The organism is Vibrio sp. E150_011, assembly GCF_053544015.1.
Genome location: NZ_JBHFOL010000010.1, coordinates 98,571 through 119,876 on the forward strand (window position 1 = coordinate 98,571; position 21,306 = coordinate 119,876).

Below are 21,306 nucleotides of genomic sequence, written 5' to 3' on the forward strand. Positions count from 1 at the left end.
ATGAAAACAAAGACCGATTAACGTATTAATGGAATGTGTTTTCCTTAAGCTGAAGGGGGCGTCAAAACGCTCCCCTTTTCATTCTATGTCGCCCTATTCTTTATCGGTTCCTGAGCCTTCTCCGGGTTCCGTTGGACGAGTCACTGACTTGCGCTCTAAGTTATGATGCTCGCGCACTCTATCCACGTATTCTTGTTTCGTGTTCATGCCTTTTCTCATTGCATCAGGTACTTGCTCTGCAGGTATCACAATGTCACTGTCAACTGGCCACTCCGTCATTAGTTCTGGCATGTAGCCCTCAGGGTAATAAAGCTTCGGATCAAGCTCTAGGTCACGGATCTCCTGCTCTTGAATATCCTCACGGCTATTTTTAGGCATCGGAATACGGAATTCAGAGCCATCAGCTAAATCAAATTGTGGGGCTCTCGCGTTAGGGAAATCCGGTAAGATCCCTTCACGTACCCAAGCATTATCCTTGGTCATGTTGACTACGATGCCATCAGGCGCTCCAAAGTGATAAGGTCCTTTCCAATGATGACGAACTTCTGCAACCGTTTCTTCATTCAAATAAGGGTCGAATGTCATGTGAGTGGTCATGAACAATCGAGGCTGGACCTCATTGGCAACATATCCTGCGGCATACGCTGGTGTATGATGAGTATCGACGGTATAACGCGCTAGGAATGGGGGGACTCCTTGGATGATCGAAGAGACGCCAAAGGTTTCCGTTTGAAGCTCGGTAATAAACAAATCTGCACCCTTAGCATATTTAAGATCTAGCTCGGTTGGGCGACCATCACCAGTCCACACGAATGACAGCACTCGACCATCATCCTGGGTCCAATTTAGACGATAACCTGAAGCACCATCTTTGGCATGGCTGCGACGCCAATGGATGACTTGTACATTGTCTTGGTCGTAAATGACGCCACCGTCATCACGAAAATCAAACTCATGAACAACAATATCGTTTCCTGCTGGGAAGACATCAAATGCATCGGTATGCCAGTTCAACATTTGTTGCATACCTTCAATCATATGGCGAGTGCCATATTCCGGGGTTGCACCACTTGGACCATAAATATTCAGCGGTTTTTCCCAACGTCCGTTCCACCCACCGAACTGATACAAGTAAGGCAGGGATCCATAGTGATCAACATGCAAATGAGTAATAAATATATGGTCTAATTCATTAAGCGCTACCCCTGCCGCGACATAGTTTGCAATCGAAGCTTCACCCAAATCAAAGACAAAATTTGACCCATTACCTAATTCTACATAGATGGACGTGTTCGCTTGCCCGGGACGAATCATTGGAGAAGTCCCCATAAACGTCACTCGCATTTCATCTGGCTGCACCTCTTCAGTACGAGGGAACCAGTTAGCACCTGACACCATATGATCACCATAAGGAGCGATGCCCTCAAACATTAAGCCTTCCTTCCAGCCTGAGTCGGTTTTAGTTCGATATTCACCATTATTAACCCCACCCATGAGCACTGAAAGTACATCTTCTTCAGAGGAGTAAAGCTTGCCTTTGGGTTGACCTTCTAGATATTCATCTAGCGTATCCCCTTCGTGATATTCAAATTTTTGAAGGTTTTCAATATCTGATTGAGTTTTCTTTGTGTTGTATTCCATCATAGGGTCAGCAGCAAATGCCGTCGTCGTGATGAACATCGCCGTTGATGCTAAGGATAGTTTTGCAAAGGTTCTCATCGTGCCACCTATCGGTTGAGTATGTGTATGAATGAAGTTCCTTCCTCACTCCGATGCAAAGAGTTTACTCATAAACAAAAAACAGATAAATATAGCTAACAGGCGTCAATATATAAGCAGCATTTATATATAAATGTCCATTATCGTGATTTAAAAATAATGGCGAGCAGCTAAAACGCTCTCTGTATTGGCAAAAAATAGAAAGGGATAAATCATAATGCGATAGAAGGAAGGGTCGCTAAGTGACTAAATATTAAGAGCACTTAGCCACTTGTTGGTCAAGATTTTGACCTCATTAGAGTCTCTAGGAATCATGCGTTAGACAATGTGCGTACGACGCCTACTTAGTAGCTCGACGCTGCCAAAATAGTTCGTCATCGACATCGAGCCACCGTTCATCTTGATGATCTTTATGTGCGCCTAGCGAAAGCGTTGATCAAATCCTCTCTGATTTTACGGTGATGGTTATCATTAACGTACCGCTTATGGTAGAGCATTCGAAACTTGAACTTGCTCAAGCTAAGGGGAATGGGATGAATCCGTAAGCCTAATTTAGGAGCCCATTGTTCTGCAAATGAGCGGGTTGAAGAGGCGATATAATCAGTTGTACTCGCCAGTATCAACATACTAGAAATCGAACTGGTTTCAATTTTTACGTTACGGGGTTTTTGCTCACCTTGTGACAAAAATTCTACCGTATTCATATCTCCGCGCTTAAGCTTTAACGCGATATGTTGTTCCTGATAGTACGCTTCTTGAGTCAGGGTCTCGCCGATACGAGGGTGATCAATTCGGGTAAGGCAGACCGCTTCTTCTTCAAACAATGCTTCTTCTAATAACGAATGTTTCTTGCTAGACACAACATCAATTACAATATCGATCTTTTGCGTGACGAGTGCATCAAACAGTTCACTTTCATCAAGCGGAGCTTCGCTCAGCTTGATGCCATCAACACCGGTAATGAAATGAATCAAACTCTCGGTACAATACACTTTGAGATCGTAAGTATGCTTGTCTACATTATCGATAATACTTAATGGGTCTTCTATTCTGGTCGCCAGTTGCACCGCCGTACTGGTGGGAACAATGCCCCTGCCGTCCCGAACAAAAAGTGCCTTCCCTATCACAGCTTCTAAGCGCCTGATGGCAGCACTGACCGCTGGCTGAGTTAAGTCTAATTGGTCGGCGGCAAGCGTAATTGATCGCTGCTTATATACGGCGAAAAATGTCGTTAGTAGATTAAGATCCAAAATATTTTCCCCTTAACTCAATCTAATTGTTAGGCACAGTACAGTACTTATTTATTATCTCAGAGCCCAACCTGAATTGGGCACAAAACAGCAATGATTTAAACGCAACCTTTACTCAGTAACGTTAAATACTGTCGCAGATCCTCATCCGACATGCTCAGTAATCGGTCACCAACATACCACTCAATATAACTTTGTTGTGGCAATTGCCCTCGCTGTGGATTACCCATCCATACACTCTTTTCTTTTGCAAGCGTGTCACGGAGTTCCACTGCCCGATCATAACCAACCGGAAGATGGATATGTAACATATTGGCTTGTGGTTTCTCTGGATTTGGCGTCAACAGCGGAAATTCTTTCAGTATCTGATAAACCTGTTTCGTTCTTTCAAACAGAGCAGGCATAAGCTTGAGTCGTTGCTCAAACTGCATGGCAGCCGCAACAATATAAGGCGTACGGTGGTAAACGCTGCCACCTTGCCTATGCATCCATACGCTCGCTTTATCGATAAATTCCTTATCTCCCACCAACATTGCTCCACCTAGACCACCGATACCTTTGTAAAGAGAAACGTAGGCAGAGTTAAAACCATGTGCGATTTCATCATAGGCTTTGCCAAAGAATGCAGAGGTTTCCCAGAGGCGAGCGCCATCCATATGCAAATGAATATTAGACTGATTACAATGGTGTTTGATTGCTTCTAGCGCTTCAAAGCTCGGAAGTTGTCCTCCAATCTCTCGCATTGGCAGCTCATAAAGTACAGCGCCAATTTCGTCGGGAATCTGGGCAATGGAATCCACAGTCCATGGTTGAAAAGGCTTACCGACGGTCAATACATTAAAGCGATTTTGTAACTGATAACCCTGATTCTCATGAATATAGATATGACTTGATGGGTGCATTGCAACGTTATGGCAGCGTCGTTCTTCACAAGCTATTTGCAAGGCGGTCGGTTGTGTCATGGTGCCGGTGATCACGAAAAGCCCCGACTCAAACCCAAGCAACGTCGCAACCTTTTGCTCAAATGATTGAATAAGTTCTCCCTCACCGTATCTATCGTGAGTAACATGGTTGTCTTTACACCATGCAGCCATACCAGCAAACATATCGGCCGGGCTTTGTTCATGGTTACCGGGTAGCACTACGCGACACTTATCCTGCATGTATTGTTCCTTTTAAACGCTAGCAATTACCCAACAATCTCATCTAGTGACCAATGAGTAAAGCAGTGTCTTCGTTTATCATCATGCTTCATAACCCCCTTAAATGCGCTTTCACTCACTCGTATTTAATCCGGCCTTATTTATTCGAATAACTTAATTTATTACGAAGAGGATATATATACATTATCGAAACATAAATTTATAAACAGCACATCTATATTAATACGAACCAGCACATATCAAATAAATAAAATAAAAAACAGGCCGATATATCAGCAAAATAAATCAAAAAAAAGAAAATAAATAATGTAATTGATTACATCACCATCCTATATAAGTTCAATGAACCCTTCACTGACAATAAGTAATCTCCCCCAACAAAAGTGTAATAAAAACTTCACGTAAGACATCTACATTGACGCGGATTCGAGTGATTCAATAATTTAGGTGAAAGGAAAATGAAAATAGCATTGGGGTATAAAGCCCTGTTAGCACTCTCTGTAGCAGCAGCCATGACGGGTTGCGGCAGCGAAGATAACCAAGATATAGTCAGAGATCGAAATGCAACCATCGACTTACGTCTTATGGAAACAACAGATCTGCATGGCACAATGATGCCTTTTAATTACTTCGATAATAAGACCGATAGTAACCTAAGTTTAGCTCGTGCCGCCGTTATTATTCGTGATGCTCGTGATGAAGTAGATAATAGTATGCTCTTTGATAATGGTGACCTTATTCAAGGTAGCCCAATGGCAGATTACGTTGCTAACCTCGGTTTAGATTATTTTGAGAAACATGGTCGCCATCCCGTTTATAAGGCAATGAACCTTCTAGATTACGACGCAGCTAATATTGGTAATCATGAATTTAACTACGGCATAGCGTTTATGGAACACTCTATTGAAGGTGCCGAGTTTCCTTACGTCGTTTCAAATGTTTGGAAATATGATGAATCCGTTGCTGGCACGTACGGTACATTCGAGAACACTTGTTCGCCACGTATTGAACACAAGGATTTTTATGATTTTGCGGAATCAGCATTTAACACAGTTGCCCCATACGAAATCCTTGATAGAACATTCAAAGCAAGAAACGGTGAATCCTACACGGTAAAAGTTGGCGTTATCGGCTTTACCCCTCCTGGCATCATGGGATGGGACAAATCACATTTAGAGTGTGAAGTCTTGGTGTCAGATATAAAAACCACCGCTGAATATTATGTGCCTAGAATGCTAGAAGATGGGGCTGACATCATTGTTGCGGTTCCACATAGTGGCCTATCAAACAGTGACAATGCCACTCCATTCCAAGACAACGCAACTTGGGAGCTTGCACAAATTGATGGTATTGACGCCATTATGTTTGGCCATGATCACAATAACTTCCCAACCGATGCCGGTACTTATGATGGGATGGACGGTGTTAATGGACCTAAGGGAACTATCTTTGGTAAACCTGCTGTGATGCCAGGCTCATTAGGCGATAAAGTCGGTGTTATTGATCTTGTCATTCAAACCAGTAACAGCGGCGACTCATGGGTTGTTAATTATCCTGAAAGTTCAGCTCAGCTAAGAGGCTTACCTGAAAACCCAGACTTGGTTGCTGACGATATTGTTTCAGTAGTCAAAGCCGATCATGATAATACTGTCAGTTATATGGAAGAGCCAATTGTTGCTATCGAGCAATCAATCAATAGTTTCTTCTCTGCTGTTGAACCTGATCTTTCAATTCAAATCGTAAATGAAGCTCAATTTAATTGGGGTGTCAAACAAGTTGCCGAAGGCAATCTAGCCATGGAAGAAGAAGCAATTCTGATTTCAGTTTCTGCACCATTTAAAGGAGGCCGTGACGGTAATCACAACTACACAAATATTGATGGTGACGTACTCACTAACGCCAGTGTTGCCGACCTATACAACTTTGACAACAACACACCTGCGGTTCTTAAGCTCACGGCAGCGGATGTCAAAAAGTGGTTAGAAGCCATTGCGTCTCAGCAATACCGAACGGTCGCCACTGATAATGATGATCTTCTATTTAACGAATTTGATAGTTACAACTTTGATGCATTTTATGGCGGTTGGAATGCTGCCGGAGAAAGCATTGAAATGAGTTACACTATCGATGTTGGTGTAGAGCCAGGATACAAAGTAAATGATACTGGTGGCCTAATATATGACGACAATAATCAAGCAATTCCAAACGACGGTGTCAATCGAATCTCCAATTTAACTTACGACGGTACCGACGTAGACGATGAGCAAATATTTTATGTCGTAACAAATAACTACCGCGCTACAAATACAAACATACCTGGCGTAGGTAACGCAACACTAGTTCTTGAAGATGCAGCATACTCAAATCGAGAGCTCGTCAGCCAATATCTGCAAGAACTTGCTGAAGCGCTTGGCGGTGATGTTCCGTTAGTTCGCTTTGAGAACATGAATAACTATGAACTAGCAGGGCCTGCAGGCATCAAAGTTCAATTCTTATCCGGTCCTGCAGGGCAAGAGTACTCAACCACATTAGACAATGTTACTTGGACGGAAGATACGGGTAGCATGGGTGATAAACATGGCTATTCTGTCTATCTCTACTCCTTTGACTAACGCCTTCATCACTTACTGAATGTAGGCAACAAACCGGTAACCATTAACGGTAATAAAGTACCTGCTTATGCAGGTACTTTTTATAGATAGCATTACTATGACGGTACGATACGCAGGCCAATCAAAACCACGTCCTTGGGTCAATGGCGTGTTAGCGTAGTGATGCCTTGATATACATTAGCATCACTAACCTCCTCCCTAATACTTTCCATTAAGAGCAAAAAACGCTACCATCTTTACTGTCAATTTTTGACACCTATTTTATTCTCAGGGCGGGGCGCAATTCCCCACCGGCGGTAAGCCAGATTTTTGGTTAGCCCGCGAGCGCTTATCTCACTCTTGTGATTTAAGGTCAGCAGATCTGGTGTGAATCCAGAGCCGACGGTCATAGTCCGGATGGGAGAGGATAATTAGAGCACTTCCTTTTAACGAGGGAGCGTTCCGACATCTCTTGGATCAAACGTGGTCCCCATTACTTATGCCCTGATTCTGGTATTTTATTTCGGAGTCTTACCATGAATCAGAACCAAACCTCACTACTTTCAGAATTCGGCACACCGATGGAACGCGTAGAGATTGCTCTCGCTGCACTTCGTGAAGGCCGCGGTGTATTGCTACTCGATGATGAAGATCGCGAGAACGAAGGCGATATTATTTGCTCAGTGGATCACTTAACCGATCAACAAATGGCGTTAATGATACGAGAAGGCAGTGGCATTGTTTGCTTGTGCATCAACGATGAGCAAGCAGAGCAACTGGAACTTCCTCCAATGGTCGTGAACAATAATAGCGCCAATCAAACGGCTTTTACCGTCTCAATCGAAGCAAAAGTCGGCGTTACAACTGGCGTATCCGCCGCCGATAGAGTCACAACCATCAAAACGGCTTGCGCGCAACAAGCAAGACCAGAAGATCTTGCAAGACCCGGTCATGTCTTCCCACTACGAGCACGTCAGGGCGGTGTTTTAACTCGCCGTGGGCACACAGAAGGCACAATAGATCTGATGCAAATGGCCGGCCTATCACCATTTGGCGTACTATGTGAAGTCACCAACCCTGATGGCACAATGGCAAAAGCCCCAGAAATTGTGGCATTCGGTAAACACCACAATATGCCAGTGTTGACGATTGAAGATATGGTTCAATACCGCATCGCTCTCACCGAAAAATCCGCGTAATACCGATTAATTGATTTGAAAAAAGGGAAGCCAGCGCTTCCCTTTTATTCCTTGTGACTAAGGCTCATCTCACATTTTAAATAGTCAATATTGAGGCTTGCACACGGGTCTGTATTACAAACAATTCCCTAGGTTTTTCCATACCCCCCACTCTCCCGTTGTCTGCGGGTCTTCACCTTGTGTCCACCACTTGGCTTGGTAAGTATTACCTTTATATATCACTTGCTCACCACCGGTATAAACCGAATCGGCTTGCCATGTATTTTCGCACACCACACCGCCAGTATCTGCGGCGACCGTTACGGTATGACTCATCACTGAATTAAGTGAGCCATCGCTGACCGTCACAATAAATTGATAATCCGTGCTCTCCGGCAAACTTGGCGCGTTAAAACTCAGTATGTCTCCTTGCGTCTTCACACTCAGTCCTGCTGGTGATTGCCAAATATAAGTCAGAACATCGTTATCGATATCCGTCGAGCTCGATGCATCCAACAAGACAACCTCATTAGCCACGGCGCTAGTTGGTCCTGTTATTCTCGCGACAGGCGGCGTATTCGTTGGCTTGGTATTGTTAGGTGCAACATTGACGACGACCGTATCGGAATGAGTCGCCCCTTCGTTATCGGTCACAGTAAGGACAAATTCATATTTGTTGTTCTCTGTCACTTCCCCAATATTCACTTGTAGAGTAACCGTGTTCTTATCCACTAAAACTAACGGCGACCCCGCGCTTTGAGTCCAGGCGTAACTCACTATATTGCCATCGCTATCGCTTGACGCTGCGCCACTAAGCGAGAGAACCATTGGGCCCTCAACGTATTGATCAACACCTGCATTCGCTTTAGGAGGACGGTTACTCGGCGTACCACCAGCCAGGCCCTCATGCATTGCATTTAAAATATCGCCATTATCGGCATCAATTTCCCATGAAAATAACCCTGCAAGACCTAAGCTGCGAGCGTATGCGCCTTTTGCTTTTACTGAGCGGTTATCATCAAAAGTAATCAACGCGCCCGTCGTTTGATTCCAAACATAGGCCGCCTCTGCTAAGGCATCGTAGCCATATTCATAGCCGTTAATCCCGGTATGACCATCGCCAAGCATGAAGGATTTAATGCCTTTATAATCGATAACGCCATCTTCCCATACACCTTGTGCTGTGGAGCCTTTCAATTTTCCACTCGCGGTACCCGTCATTGGATCGGTAGGGTCGGTTAATGTACTAGGCATAACACCTTCCCAGCCACGCCCATACATTGCCGCGCCTAAAACCAGTTTGTTAGCCGGAACCCCTTTTGAGAGCAACAGTTCTATACCATTGTCAGCAGTATAGGCAGGGCCTTTGTACGGCACGCCTTCGGCATCAACGCCACTGCCATCACACTGACCTACCCTCATGAAACTGCCGCAATATAACCCAGCCTGATGCCCGGGAACATTGTTCCAGCCGCCGTAAAAGTCATACGTCATCGCAAAGATATAATCCATAAAAGGAACGGCCTGAGCGTAGTCAACATCTTGAATTTTATCAAAACCCACACCAACTGCTGATGTCAATTCATAGGTTCGGCCTGTTTCTGCTGATAGCTGATCAAGCATGGCTCTCAGCTCTTGCATCAACACCGCGTATGCTGCGCCATCCTTACTTGGATCGCCAAGATCCGGCACTGCACCGTCACCACCCGGATATTCCCAGTCAATATCGACACCGTCATAAAACTTCCAAGTGGTGAGGAATTGTTTAACTGAGGCCACAAATACATCTCGGTTCGCTTTGTCCGTAAAGCTATAGAATGGATCAGACAGAGTCCAACCACCGATGGAAGGCAATATTTTCAGATCCGGATTTCGCTGTTTAAGCGCCATCAACATCGCGTAATTACCTTTAATTGGCGAACTGTATTCATGCCCTGCTTGAGAAAAACTTTTTTGATAAGCGGCCCAAGGATCATGAATCACGACCTCATAATCGTCCATGCCTTGGCAAGCGGTTTGCAGGGCATTAAAGCTGTTACCACCAACTGATTTTACCGACTCATTCGGCCCACAAATTGGAATGAAGCCGTAGATAATATGCGTCAGGTTATCAACAGGAATATTATCAACCGTGAAATCTCGGCCATAAATACCCCATTCAACAAAATAGGTCCCTACCACTGTATTGGGGTCAGTATCAAAGGACTTGTTATTGGGATCCACATTCATCACCAAAGGTGGCAGATGGGACCCGTCCGTATCGGCGACAACTAACTCCATCGAGCTACTTTTAGCACAGCCACTGGCATCACAAGCTTCTACCTGAACTTGATACCGCCCGCCTTTTGCATAAGTGAAAATCGCAGCAGTTTGACTCCCGGTGATGGGCCCCGTCGCCACCTTGCTCCCATCAAAATAGACGTGATATGTGTCTCCTGGTGTTCCGCTCCATTGATTAAACTTGATAGTAATATCCGCGGCATCTTGATATTGAACCATCTGGCTATACCCAGCGGTGGTTTCCATCGCCAGTTGTACTTTCGAAAACTGCAAATTATTGGAGCCATAAGCGTCAATAGCTGGTGTAGCTGGTGCTGCCCAAGAGGCATTACTCATCGCGAGCGTTAGGAGCGAAGCACCCAATACAATTCTGTTCATTGGTATATTCTCTATTCCCTGAAAAATTAAATCCTGCCAAAAAATTCTTATTGGCATCGAGAACAGTATTAGAACTTGATAATAATTAACGATTAAAAATTAAACAGCTCTTCGAGTGATCGCTCATAAAAAGGAATCTTGAAGCACATGTTTTCACAAACCGTTTAATCTTCTGCACAAATAATTTGTAACGTAATGATGGGAAAAATAACCAAAAAACAGAACAAACGCCCACACCACCCATAATCCATGTCAATTTAACGCTTCATCATTCAGAGTTTGTTTTTAACGCTGGAAAAAATTGGGCGCTTGTATAACAATATGTTTTCTCATTAGTCGGGGAGCATTACTGCTGAGATCACCATAGGTGAGACCCGTTGAACCTGATTCAGTTAACACTGACGTAGGGAACTGATCGACATAGCTTACCGGTAGCCTATTGTGCTCCAGGCTATGCGCTCGCTCCTACGTCGGCGAGGAGCACTCTCATGGCAAGCCTTTCAACTTCTACCCCTATTGTTCTCACTATTGCTGGATCTGACTCTGGTGGTGGCGCAGGTATTCAAGCCGATATCAAAGCTATTTCCGCCACGGGCAGTTACGCCTGCTCTGTTATTACTGCACTCACCGCACAAAACACACAAGGTGTCTCGGGAATACTTGGTATTGAGCCTGACTTTATTGAGGCGCAATTAGATGCCGTTTTCTCAGACCTCAACGTGGTCGCCGTCAAAATAGGTATGTTAGCGGATACTGCCATTATTCGATCTGTTGCTAAGAAGCTTAAACAGTATCAACCTCAGTACGTTGTGCTCGACCCCGTGATGGTTGCAACCAGTGGGGACCTCCTACTAGCCACTTCTGCCATCGACGCACTAAAAACCGAGCTATTACCACTCGCCACTGTCATCACACCCAATTTACCGGAAGGTGCTGCGTTACTTGATTGTGCTATTCCGCAATCTGAAGAAGAAATGGATCAGATGATTGATGGACTCAGAACACTCCAAACCCCAGCAATTTTGTTGAAGGGTGGCCACTTAGAATCAGAATCCACCAGCACAGATTTGTTGATCACAGCTAACGACGTCACCCGCCTTGAGACCACGCGAATTCACACCAACAACACGCATGGCACTGGGTGTACATTAAGCTCGGCCATCGCATCATTTCTTGCGCAAGGTGAAACGCTTCACGACGCCGTCCAGTCAGGGAAGCATTACATCACACAGGCTATTTCTCACGCTGATACCCTTTCAATTGGCAAGGGACACGGCCCAGTTAACCACTTTTATATGCTGAAGTAATGATAGATATTACGCTGTGCAATGCATCCCTGACCTATCTAGGGGATGAGCAACCGATATTTTCCAACCTAAACATGACCTTGGGATCAGGAAGCTGCACCGCTGTCCTTGGGCCTAGCGGGTGCGGAAAGAGTACCTTGCTGCGTTACGTGGCTGGATTACTCAAAGACCAAGTCACATTTACCGGGCAACTGACATCATCATCTCAGGCTGGTATTCACCATCAAATTGCGTACATGGCACAACAAGATTTATTGATGCCTTGGTTGAGTGTCATCGACAATGTGTGTTTGGCATCAAGGTTACGGGGAGTCAATGTCACCCCTGAGATTACCGAACGCGCCTTGTTTTTATTGGCTAGTGTCGGATTGAAAGACAAGGCTTATGACAAGACCACCGCCTTATCTGGCGGACAAAAGCAGAGGGTCGCACTAGCCAGAACACTTATGCAAGATAAGCCCATCGTGTTAATGGATGAGCCTTTCTCTGCGCTGGATGCAGTCACACGTTACAAGTTGCAAAATTTAGCGGCCTCACTCCTAGCGGAAAAAACCGTACTGCTGATTACCCATGATCCACAAGAAGCGCTTCGTCTCGGTCATCAGATTTTGGTCATGAATGGCAAGCCCGCTGCGCTATTCCCCATTACTGCCCCGACGACAGCGGTACCTAGAGAGATTGACGCACAGTTTGCCGCTCTTCAACAACAGATTTTAAAGCGTTTGGAGGGAGCAGATGACACTTCTGACTAAATTAGCCCAGCCTTCGAAAGAAAGACATCACTCGCCACATTCTGCGCATCACTCCGACAATGAAAGAGTGGGCATAAACGCAGTCACTCGAATGTTGATCAGTGCGATTGTAATTATAGGGTTATGGAAAATCATCGTAGTCGCATTCAATATGCCTAGCTTTATTTTACCCTCACCAGAAAGTGTCGCGAGTAAACTCGTCAGTCGTCACGAGGTGTTACTTAAACATACTTGGGTAACCGCGCAAGAGATCTTACTTGGCCTGTTGTTAGGGCTAAGCATGGGGTTATTTTTTGCCTTACAGATGCTGTTATTTCAACCTTTAAAACGCTGGCTGTTACCTATTCTCATTGCTAGCCAAGCGATTCCCGTTTTTGCCCTCGCCCCCATTTTAATGCTTTGGCTTGGCTATGGTATCGCTTCTAAAGTGGTCATGGCGGCGTTGATTATCTTCTTCCCAGTAACAACCTGTTGTTACGACGGACTTCGCAATACCCCCACTGGCTACCTCGACCTTGCTCAAACGATGGGTGCCAGTCGTTGGCAACAACTTTGGCATGTTCGCTTACCTGCGTCACTGCCTGTGCTCGCTTCTGGTATTCGAGTCGCTGTCGTGATTGCTCCCATTGGCGCCGTTGCCGGTGAGTGGGTAGGCTCAAGTGAGGGCCTAGGTTATCTCATGCTACAAACTAACGCGCGCATGCTCATCGATGAGATGTTTGCGGCACTATTTATTCTCGCCAGCCTTTCTGTGTCTTTGTACTTCATCACCGACAGGCTGCTAAAACACATCATCCCTTGGGAAAGTAAATAATAATCAAAAAGGAAAAGTCATGACCCCTATCTTCAAAAAAGGCATTGCCGCTTTGATAGCGCTCGCTGCCACTTTGCCCGCGCAAGCGGCAGACAAAGAATTGACGCTAATGCTCGATTGGTTTGTTAATCCAAACCATGGCCCTATCGTTATTGCAAAAGAAAAAGGCTACTTTCAAGAGCAAGGGCTTAAGATTAATATCCAAGAACCTGCGGACCCTAGTACCCCAGCGAAGCTTGTCGCCGCAGGTAAGGTAGACATGGCCGTTTCTTATCAAACGAGTCTTACCATTGATGTCGCAGCGGGTCTGCCATTAATTCGCAGCGCAACGCTAATTGCCACACCGTTGAACACCATGATGGTTATCGACAACGGCAAGATCAATAACCTAGCTGACTTAAAAGGCAAAAAGATTGGTATTGCCATCGCAGGAAACGAGGAAGCCACCATCGGCACTATGCTGAAATCAGAGGGTGTCGCATTTGAAGATGTGAAGATCATCAATGTTGGTTGGGCATTGTCATCGTCTCTCGCGTCTGGACAAGTAGATGCAATATGGGGCGGACTACGCAACTTTGAAACCAATCAGCTTGAACTTGAAGGGTTTAAGCCAAAAGCGTTCTTCCCAGAAGAGCATGGCGTGCCAACCTACGAGGAACTTGTATTTGTCGCCAATGCGAACAGCTACGACAAAGAGGCCATCAAGAAGTTTAATCGCGCAATAGAGAAAGCCACAACGTATATTGTTAATCATCCTCATGATTCTTGGAACGAATTCGTTGCCTACGCACCCGATACACTAAACAACGAGCTCAATAAGCGTGCATGGCGCGATACCCTGACGCGTTTTGCATTACGCCCATCAGCCGTCGATATCAACAAATACGACGCGTTCACTGAGTTTATGTACCAGCATAAAATCATCCCAACTCAGCCAAAAGCGGCCACGTTTGTACCGACGCTGTAATAGCCATAATTTCTGTAGGAATACCATGAATCACAATGACCTTATTCAAGCATGCCAAGACGAATGGCACGCTTACACACAGCACAGCTTTGTTGAGCAACTCGCAACTGGGGAGCTACACCCAGACGCTTATTTGCATTATTTAAAGCAAGACTTCTTGTTCTTAAAACAATATGCGCGGGCTTATGCACTGGCTATTTATAAAGCAAAAACACTGGATCAAATGAGAGAAGCCGTTCCCAGTGTGCTAGCGCTGCTCAATAGCGAAATCGCTCACCATGTAAGCTATTGCAGCCAATGGGGCTTAACCGAATCGGATATGGAAGCGGAGCAAGAGGATTTTGGCACCGTTGCTTATACGCGCTACGTGTTGGACGCTGGCATGACAGGTGAACTGGTCGACCTATACGCTGCGCTCGCGCCTTGCTCGATTGGCTACGCCGTAATTGGCGAAGAGAGATTAAAGCACGCAAGCACATCACTCGAAGGCAACCCGTATCGAAGCTGGATCGAAATGTACGCGAGCGAAGAGTTCCAGTCTGGCGTTCAGACGTCCATTCAACGTTTGGATGCACTCCTTGAAGACATTGATGTGAACAGCCAGCGAGCGCAGGAATTAATACACGTATTTAAAACAGCGACTCGAATGGAAATTGCCTTTTGGCAGCAAGGTTTAGACGCCGCTTAATCAATATAATTGGCCTCTAACGAGGCCAATCTTTATCTCGCCGTTCAGTTCAATATGAAAACAAACCACACCTTTTAGTCAAAGTGATGAAATTTTGTGCTAACCGTCACGGGTTAACATAAATTTTACATCTCCAGTTAACAACGCGGTCACAATTGGTTAGGATGGCCTCGCTTGCTTTATAAAATTAAACACTCGCACTTAGATTTTCTCATGCTTTTCGTACAAGCAAGGACGATTGAGGGACTCTAATTCACAACAAAAATACCCATCATCTTACGCTTATAGCCGTCGATGAATGGATATTTACCCGAGCTTTACAGGGAAGAACTATGCAATCATTTGTTGATCTATTGAACGGGGTTATCTGGAGCCCCGCTCTTATTTATTTATGTCTTGGTGCCGGCCTGTTTTATTCAGTGCTAACTCGCTTCGTTCAAATCCGCCATTTCTTTGAGATGTGGCGATTGTTACTGTCAGGAAAAAGTTCTGAAAAAGGCATTTCATCATTTCAGGCACTCGCCGTTTCATTATCAGGCCGAGTCGGTACAGGTAATATCGCTGGCGTCGCCGCTGCCATCGGTTTTGGTGGTCCTGGTGCCGTATTCTGGATGTGGGTCGTGGCTTTCTTTGGCGCTGCGACCGCGTACATTGAATCGACATTAGCTCAAATTTATAAAGAAGAAGACGAAGGACAATTTCGAGGAGGCCCTGCCTACTACATCGAGAAAGCAATGGGGCAAAAATGGTATGCATGGATTTTCGCCATTGCCACGATATTTGCTTGTGGTGTGCTTCTTCCAGGCGTCCAATCTAACAGTATTGGTAACGCAGTAGAAACCGCATTTGGCACTGGCCCTATGATTGAAACGGCTATCGGCACCTTTAGTTTTGCAAAAATTTTCACCGGTACCGTTGTTTCAATTATCTTAGGTTTCATCATCTTTGGTGGTGTTAAACGTATTGCCAATTTCACACAAGTTGTCGTGCCATTTATGGCGCTCGCTTACATAATTATTGCTTTCGTGATCATCTTACTCAACATTGGTGAGGTACCGCGCATTGTAGGATTAATTATCGGTGATGCCTTTACTCCTATGGCTGGTTTTGGCGCGGCCATTGGTTGGGGTGTAAAGCGTGGGGTTTATTCTAACGAAGCCGGTCAAGGTACAGGTCCACACGCGGCGGCTGCGGCAAACGTAGACCATCCAGCCCAGCAAGGCCTTGTGCAATCATTCTCTATCTACATTGATACCTTGCTTGTCTGTTCAGCAACGGCATTTATGATTTTGATTACTGGTGCTTACAATGTACACGGCGGCGGTGACGAAGCCTTCCTTGTTCAAAACCTTGCGGCAAATATCGGAGCAAATGGACCAGCCTTTACACAACTTGCGATTGAAAGCACCATGCCAGGTGTAGGAAAACCGTTCATCGCTTTTGCGCTGTTCTTTTTCGCTTTCACGACAATTCTGGCTTACTACTATATCGCTGAAACCAATATTGCCTACATTCGTCGTACCTTTAAGGTCAGTGGACTGATGTTTATATTGAAACTCGTGATTATGGCATCGGTGTTCTACGGTACCGTAAAAACGGCCAACTTAGCTTGGGCAATGGGTGATATCGGTGTTGGCTTGATGGCTTGGCTTAACATCGTCGGTCTCGTCATCATCTTCTTTATGGGCAAACCCGCTATTCTTGCACTTAAAGACTACGAAGCCCAACAGAAGAAAGGCGTTAAAGATTATACGTTTAACCCTGTAGCGTTGGGTATTAAAGGCGCTCATTATTGGGAAGGAAAATACAAAAGACGCACAGGGGAAACGGCAAGCAAAGAAACAGAAAGCACAGCCACCCCTAATACTCAAACACAGTTGTGAGTAGGGACACCATCGTAAGCGGGAGTACAATGGCAACGTAATCACAAGGGCAAGTAGATTGCTCCTGATACATTGTTTGCGTTTACCCATTGGCTAACATTTATGTATTAAAAAAGGAGGGTAGCGTTCGCTACCCTCCTTTTTTGCTATTCATCGTTTCCGAAATGAATAAACTTAAATCTATGCGGTAATTTCTTGTGTCGCTTGAACTGGCGCTGCCGCTGGTTTTTTATCACCAATAGGCATCACTGTACGACCATATTCGTTGTTGATGACCTGAGCCATAGCAAAGTAAATCGCACTCGCTCCACAGAAAATACCTTCAAAGCCGGCAATAGTACCGATCAATTCACTACCCGTGAAATCACGAGCGGCTAGAAGGAAGAACAAGATGGTTAGAGAACCAAACACGACTTGCTTCGCAACTGGGTAGCATAATGAGCCAATAAACATGAAACCAGTGAAAATACCCCATAACAGCAGGTACCAACCCATAAAGCTCGCAGGGCTTGCTGGTAGGCCCATATATGGCATAACGATAATGCCGACAAGCGACAACCAAAAGAGGCCATAAGACGTGAAGGCCGTTGTACCAAATGTATCACCGCGCTTAAAGCACATCATACCCACTAGCACTTGGCTTAGACCGCCATAAAAAATCCCCATAGCTAGAATCATTGAATCAATAGGAAAGAAACCTGCATTGTGGATATTCAAAAGGATGGTAGTCATACCAAAACCCATTAGGCCTAACGGCGCTGGGTTTGCGAGTTTGTTCGACATGTAAAAGAGCCCTGATTTCAAATTAAGTAATAAAATTTACATGAAAATTTTAATCTATTTTTGTGATAAGCAGCAGATCTCTTATCTGCAATCTTAGATTGATAAATCGATCATATAAAAAACAATGCATACGTTTAGATGACAGGTGACACTCGCTCGCAAAAACGGCTCTAACAGAGAAGTCGGCATATTGATTAAAAGTAACAACCTTATTTAGGACGGGTCAAAAGCAGAAATAAAAAAACCGACTCTAGGTCGGTTTTTTTATTTTAAAGCGTCAACAGCTAAATGGTTATTCCCATTCAATCGTTGCAGGTGGTTTACCTGAAATATCATAAACCACGCGAGAGATGCCACCCACTTCGTTAATGATTCGATTGGATACCTTACCTAAGAAATCATATGGTAAGTGAGCCCAATGCGCCGTCATAAAATCAATGGTTTCAACCGCACGTAACGAAACAACCCAGTCATATTTACGGCCGTCACCCATGACACCCACAGAGCGTACTGGTAAGAAAACCGTAAATGCTTGAGAAACTTTGTTATATAGGTCTGCTGCGTGTAATTCTTCAATGAAGATCGCATCCGCACGACGTAGCAAGTCACAGTACTCTTTCTTGATCTCACCAAGAACACGTACACCAAGGCCTGGACCTGGGAACGGGTGACGATAAAGCATGTTGTAAGGCAGCCCAAGCTCTAGACCAATCTTACGCACTTCATCTTTAAACAGTTCACGTAATGGCTCTACCAGACCCATTTCCATATCGTCAGGGAGACCACCTACGTTATGGTGCGATTTAATCACATGTGCTTTGCCTGTTTTAGAGGCTGCTGATTCAATCACATCTGGGTAGATAGTCCCTTGAGCTAACCATTTTGCATTAGAGAGTTTCTTTGATTCTTCATCAAAGATATCAACAAATACGTGGCCAATGATCTTACGCTTAGCTTCTGGATCGCTTTCGCCTTCCAGTGCAGCCAAGAAGCGGTCTTCCGCTTTAACATGGATAATGTTTAGGCCAAATTTGTCACCAAACATCTCCATAACTTGCTCGCCTTCGTTTAATCGAAGTAGGCCGTTATCAACAAACACACACGTCAATTTATCGCCAATGGCGCGGTGAGCAAGCATTGCTACAACTGATGAATCAACACCACCCGACAGGCCAAGAATGACCTCATCATCGCCGACTTGTTCTTTAATACGCGCGACAGCATCTTCAATAATAGATTCAGATGTCCATAGGCGCTCACAACCACAAGCTCCAAGCACAAAGTTCTCTAGCATTTGCATGCCATTTTTCGTGTGTGTTACTTCTGGGTGAAACTGAACACCGTAGTATTTTTTGTCTTCATTGGCCATTGCCGCATAAGGGCAAGTATCCGTTTGAGCGACTTTAACGAAATCAGCAGGAATCTCGACCACTTTATCACCGTGGCTCATCCAAACATCTTGAGTTGCCTCAAGGTCTTTGAACAGCGCAGATTCACCGGTAACTTGAACGGCCGCGTAACCAAATTCACGCTCATCAGAGCCGGCAACTTTACCGCCTAATTGCTCAGCCATGGTCTGCATTCCGTAGCAGATACCAAAAACAGGCACACCTGAGTCAAAAACGTATTGTGGTGCACGTGGCGAATTTGCTTCCGTAACGCTTTCAGGGCCACCAGAAAGAATGATCCCGTCTGGGTTAAATTCGCGGATATCCGCTTCTTCTACATCCCAGCTCCAAAGCTCACAGTACACACCGATTTCACGAATACGGCGAGCGACCAGTTGAGTATATTGAGAACCGAAATCTAGGATAAGAATTCGTTGGTCATGAATATTTTTCGTCATTTTGGGCAATCTTATAAGCTAAGTGTTGAGAACGGAGGCGAGTTTACTCGCCTCACATCAATGCTTCAAGGAAAAAAGCAAACGTTTACGTAAGAATGATTCTTACCAACGTCGAATTAACCTAAGCGGTAATTCGGAGCTTCTTTTGTAATCTGAACATCGTGTACGTGTGATTCGTTCAGGCCAGCACCAGAGATACGGACAAACTCTGCTTTCGTACGCATATCTTCAATTGTGGCAGAACCTGTTAAGCCCATGCTTGAGCGTAGACCGCCCATCTGCTGGTGAACGATCTCTTTAAGACGACCTTTATAAGCGATACGACCTTCAATACCCTCAGGTACGAGCTTATCGGCCGCATTATCTGTTTGGAAATAACGATCCGATGAGCCTTGAGACATGGCGCCCAACGATCCCATACCACGGTAAGATTTGTATGAGCGACCTTGGTAAAGAATGACTTCACCCGGCGCTTCTTCTGTTCCTGCGAACATAGAGCCCACCATGACACAAGATGCGCCAGCAACGATAGCTTTACAGATATCGCCAGAGAAGCGAATGCCGCCATCAGCAATCACTGGGATGTTGTGCTCATTGGCAACAGAAGCCGCGTCAGCAATAGCGGTCACTTGTGGAACACCAACGCCCGTTACGATACGAGTCGTACAGATAGAGCCAGGGCCGATACCCACTTTAACAGCACTAACACCAGCATCAATCAATGCCTGAGCGCCCGCTGCTGTTGCAACGTTGCCGCCAATTATTTCTAGATTTGGATACAATGCACGTGTATCACGAATGCGCTGTAACACACCTTCAGAGTGACCGTGAGAGGAATCGATAAGCAGTACGTCAACGCCCGCTTCAACCAACGCTTTGACGCGCTCTTCATTGCCAGCACCCGCACCTACTGCTGCACCAACACGCAAACGGCCTTGTGCATCTTTACATGCATTAGGCTTACGCTCTGCTTTATGGAAATCTTTTGCTGTGATCATACCGGTCAATTGAAATTCATCATTGACGACCAATACTTTCTCTACACGTGCTCGATGCATCTCTTCTTGAACAGATTCACGTGATGCCCCTTCTTTAATTGAAGCAAGACGCGATTTCGGTGTCATAACCAATTCAACTTTCTTGTTGAGGTCAGTAACAAAACGAACATCACGACCCGTGATAATACCCACGAGTTCGTTCGTTTCAGTGACAACAGGGAAGCCTGCAAAACCATGTTTTTCAGTCAGTGCTTTAACGTCAGCAATTGTCTCATCAGGGCGAACCGTAACAGGATTAGTGACCACGCCTGCTTCGAAGATTTTAACAAGGCGAACTTGCTCAGCTTGTTGTTCGATAGACATGTTTTTATGAATAAAGCCAATGCCACCTTCTTGCGCTAGCGCAATCGCTAGGCGAGCTTCAGTTACAGTGTCCATAGACGCTGAAATCATCGGAATATTTAGATCGATATTCTTGGTCAACCGAGTGCGAAGATCGGCGGTATTCGGGAGAACGGTGGAGTGTGCTGGTACGAGTAATACGTCATCGAACGTCAGCGCTTCTTTGGCAATTCTTAGCATTTGCAATATCTCACAACAGAGGAGTTTAAGGAATTAACCCTCCCTTATCGTTTCGCATAATAAGGGGTTTGGGCTAGATATTGCGGTGGGATTATACGCTGCACGTAATCGGTTGGCTACTCATTTT

The 21,306-nt window shown here is 45.1% G+C and carries 15 protein-coding genes and 2 riboswitches; of the genes, 8 read left to right on the forward strand and 7 right to left on the reverse strand.

The window, feature by feature from the left end; genetic code table 11:
* Positions 1 to 93 precede the first annotated feature (93 nt).
* The 3 genes from gntH to ACE1OE_RS15775 all read right to left on the reverse strand — a co-directional run bounded on the left by gntH (position 94) and on the right by ACE1OE_RS15775 (position 4,132).
* The gene (gene gntH / locus ACE1OE_RS15765; protein WP_372062696.1) at positions 94 to 1,719 is read right to left on the reverse strand and encodes a guanitoxin biosynthesis MBL fold metallo-hydrolase GntH; all 1,626 of its coding nucleotides are present in this window, start codon (positions 1,717 to 1,719) and stop codon (positions 94 to 96) included.
* A gap of 410 nt (positions 1,720 to 2,129) precedes the next feature.
* Positions 2,130 to 2,969: a LysR family transcriptional regulator gene (locus ACE1OE_RS15770; RefSeq protein ID WP_449211606.1), complete on the reverse strand. Its 840-nt coding sequence runs from the start codon at positions 2,967 to 2,969 to the stop codon at positions 2,130 to 2,132.
* A 98-nt stretch (positions 2,970 to 3,067) separates the two neighbouring features.
* Positions 3,068 to 4,132 carry a threonine aldolase family protein gene (locus tag ACE1OE_RS15775; protein ID WP_449211607.1) on the reverse strand — a complete coding sequence of 355 codons (1,065 nt, stop codon included), beginning with the start codon at positions 4,130 to 4,132 and terminating at the stop codon, positions 3,068 to 3,070.
* Between the two features lie 458 nt (positions 4,133 to 4,590).
* Between ACE1OE_RS15775 and ACE1OE_RS15780 the strand changes: the two genes are divergently transcribed.
* Together ACE1OE_RS15780 and ribB are read left to right on the forward strand one after the other, a co-directional pair.
* Positions 4,591 to 6,744, forward strand: coding sequence for a bifunctional 2',3'-cyclic-nucleotide 2'-phosphodiesterase/3'-nucleotidase (locus ACE1OE_RS15780; protein ID WP_449211608.1), 2,154 nt, complete (start codon positions 4,591 to 4,593; stop codon positions 6,742 to 6,744).
* Positions 6,745 to 7,003: 259 nt separating this feature from the next.
* Positions 7,004 to 7,156: riboswitch (FMN riboswitch) on the forward strand.
* Positions 7,157 to 7,259: 103 nt separating this feature from the next.
* A complete protein-coding gene (ribB, locus tag ACE1OE_RS15785) occupies positions 7,260 to 7,922 on the forward strand; it encodes a 3,4-dihydroxy-2-butanone-4-phosphate synthase (protein ID WP_449211609.1) in 663 nt (220 codons plus the stop codon).
* Positions 7,923 to 8,036: 114 nt separating this feature from the next.
* On the opposite strand, the gene ACE1OE_RS15790 is transcribed toward ribB, so the two are convergent.
* Positions 8,037 to 10,559: a glycosyl hydrolase family 18 protein gene (locus ACE1OE_RS15790; RefSeq protein WP_449211610.1), complete on the reverse strand. Its 2,523-nt coding sequence runs from the start codon at positions 10,557 to 10,559 to the stop codon at positions 8,037 to 8,039.
* Between the two features lie 327 nt (positions 10,560 to 10,886).
* A riboswitch (TPP riboswitch) is annotated at positions 10,887 to 10,986 on the forward strand.
* A gap of 61 nt (positions 10,987 to 11,047) precedes the next feature.
* Here ACE1OE_RS15790 and thiD point away from each other — a divergent pair.
* The 6 genes from thiD (at position 11,048) to ACE1OE_RS15820 (ending at position 16,970) form a co-directional block, all read left to right on the forward strand.
* Positions 11,048 to 11,866 (forward strand): bifunctional hydroxymethylpyrimidine kinase/phosphomethylpyrimidine kinase, encoded by an 819-nt coding sequence (gene thiD / locus ACE1OE_RS15795; RefSeq protein WP_102471026.1) that lies wholly within the window; start codon positions 11,048 to 11,050, stop codon positions 11,864 to 11,866.
* Complete coding sequence (locus ACE1OE_RS15800; RefSeq protein WP_449211611.1) at positions 11,866 to 12,618, forward strand: ABC transporter ATP-binding protein; 753 nt, start codon at positions 11,866 to 11,868, stop codon at positions 12,616 to 12,618. The genes thiD and ACE1OE_RS15800 overlap by 1 nt, the downstream gene beginning before the upstream one ends.
* A 67-nt stretch (positions 12,619 to 12,685) precedes the next feature.
* Positions 12,686 to 13,432: an ABC transporter permease gene (locus tag ACE1OE_RS15805; protein ID WP_372062721.1), complete on the forward strand. Its 747-nt coding sequence runs from the start codon at positions 12,686 to 12,688 to the stop codon at positions 13,430 to 13,432.
* 19 nt (positions 13,433 to 13,451) lie between these two features.
* Positions 13,452 to 14,399 (forward strand): ABC transporter substrate-binding protein, encoded by a 948-nt coding sequence (locus ACE1OE_RS15810; protein WP_449211612.1) that lies wholly within the window; start codon positions 13,452 to 13,454, stop codon positions 14,397 to 14,399.
* Between the two features lie 25 nt (positions 14,400 to 14,424).
* On the forward strand, positions 14,425 to 15,087 hold the full coding sequence (gene tenA, locus ACE1OE_RS15815; protein ID WP_102471030.1) for a thiaminase II: 663 nt from the start codon (positions 14,425 to 14,427) through the stop codon (positions 15,085 to 15,087).
* A gap of 332 nt (positions 15,088 to 15,419) precedes the next feature.
* The gene (locus ACE1OE_RS15820; protein ID WP_102471031.1) at positions 15,420 to 16,970 is read left to right on the forward strand and encodes an alanine/glycine:cation symporter family protein; all 1,551 of its coding nucleotides are present in this window, start codon (positions 15,420 to 15,422) and stop codon (positions 16,968 to 16,970) included.
* A gap of 180 nt (positions 16,971 to 17,150) precedes the next feature.
* On the opposite strand, the gene ACE1OE_RS15825 is transcribed toward ACE1OE_RS15820, so the two are convergent.
* From ACE1OE_RS15825 to guaB, 3 genes are all read right to left on the reverse strand, one after another.
* On the reverse strand, positions 17,151 to 17,753 hold the full coding sequence (locus ACE1OE_RS15825; RefSeq protein ID WP_102471032.1) for an acetate uptake transporter: 603 nt from the start codon (positions 17,751 to 17,753) through the stop codon (positions 17,151 to 17,153).
* A gap of 292 nt (positions 17,754 to 18,045) precedes the next feature.
* Positions 18,046 to 19,599, reverse strand: a complete 1,554-nt coding sequence (gene guaA / locus ACE1OE_RS15830; protein ID WP_102471033.1) for a glutamine-hydrolyzing GMP synthase — start codon at positions 19,597 to 19,599, stop codon at positions 18,046 to 18,048.
* Between the two features lie 116 nt (positions 19,600 to 19,715).
* Positions 19,716 to 21,179 (reverse strand): IMP dehydrogenase, encoded by a 1,464-nt coding sequence (gene guaB / locus ACE1OE_RS15835; protein WP_449211613.1) that lies wholly within the window; start codon positions 21,177 to 21,179, stop codon positions 19,716 to 19,718.
* Between the last annotated feature and the right edge of the window lie 127 nt (positions 21,180 to 21,306).

Bases quoted from the DNA above. Each gene is read 5' to 3' on its own strand.
- gntH (WP_372062696.1), bottom strand. From the start codon at position 1,719: ATGAGAACCTTTGCAAAACTATCCTTAGCATCAACGGCGATGTTCATC.
- ACE1OE_RS15775 (WP_449211607.1), bottom strand. From the start codon at position 4,132: ATGCAGGATAAGTGTCGCGTAGTGCTACCCGGTAACCATGAACAAAGC.
- ACE1OE_RS15780 (WP_449211608.1), top strand. From the start codon at position 4,591: ATGAAAATAGCATTGGGGTATAAAGCCCTGTTAGCACTCTCTGTAGCA.
- ribB (WP_449211609.1), top strand. From the start codon at position 7,260: ATGAATCAGAACCAAACCTCACTACTTTCAGAATTCGGCACACCGATG.
- ACE1OE_RS15790 (WP_449211610.1), bottom strand. From the start codon at position 10,559: ATGAACAGAATTGTATTGGGTGCTTCGCTCCTAACGCTCGCGATGAGT.
- thiD (WP_102471026.1), top strand. From the start codon at position 11,048: ATGGCAAGCCTTTCAACTTCTACCCCTATTGTTCTCACTATTGCTGGA.
- ACE1OE_RS15800 (WP_449211611.1), top strand. From the start codon at position 11,866: ATGATAGATATTACGCTGTGCAATGCATCCCTGACCTATCTAGGGGAT.
- ACE1OE_RS15810 (WP_449211612.1), top strand. From the start codon at position 13,452: ATGACCCCTATCTTCAAAAAAGGCATTGCCGCTTTGATAGCGCTCGCT.
- tenA (WP_102471030.1), top strand. From the start codon at position 14,425: ATGAATCACAATGACCTTATTCAAGCATGCCAAGACGAATGGCACGCT.
- ACE1OE_RS15820 (WP_102471031.1), top strand. From the start codon at position 15,420: ATGCAATCATTTGTTGATCTATTGAACGGGGTTATCTGGAGCCCCGCT.
- ACE1OE_RS15825 (WP_102471032.1), bottom strand. From the start codon at position 17,753: ATGTCGAACAAACTCGCAAACCCAGCGCCGTTAGGCCTAATGGGTTTT.
- guaA (WP_102471033.1), bottom strand. From the start codon at position 19,599: ATGACGAAAAATATTCATGACCAACGAATTCTTATCCTAGATTTCGGT.
- guaB (WP_449211613.1), bottom strand. From the start codon at position 21,179: ATGCTAAGAATTGCCAAAGAAGCGCTGACGTTCGATGACGTATTACTC.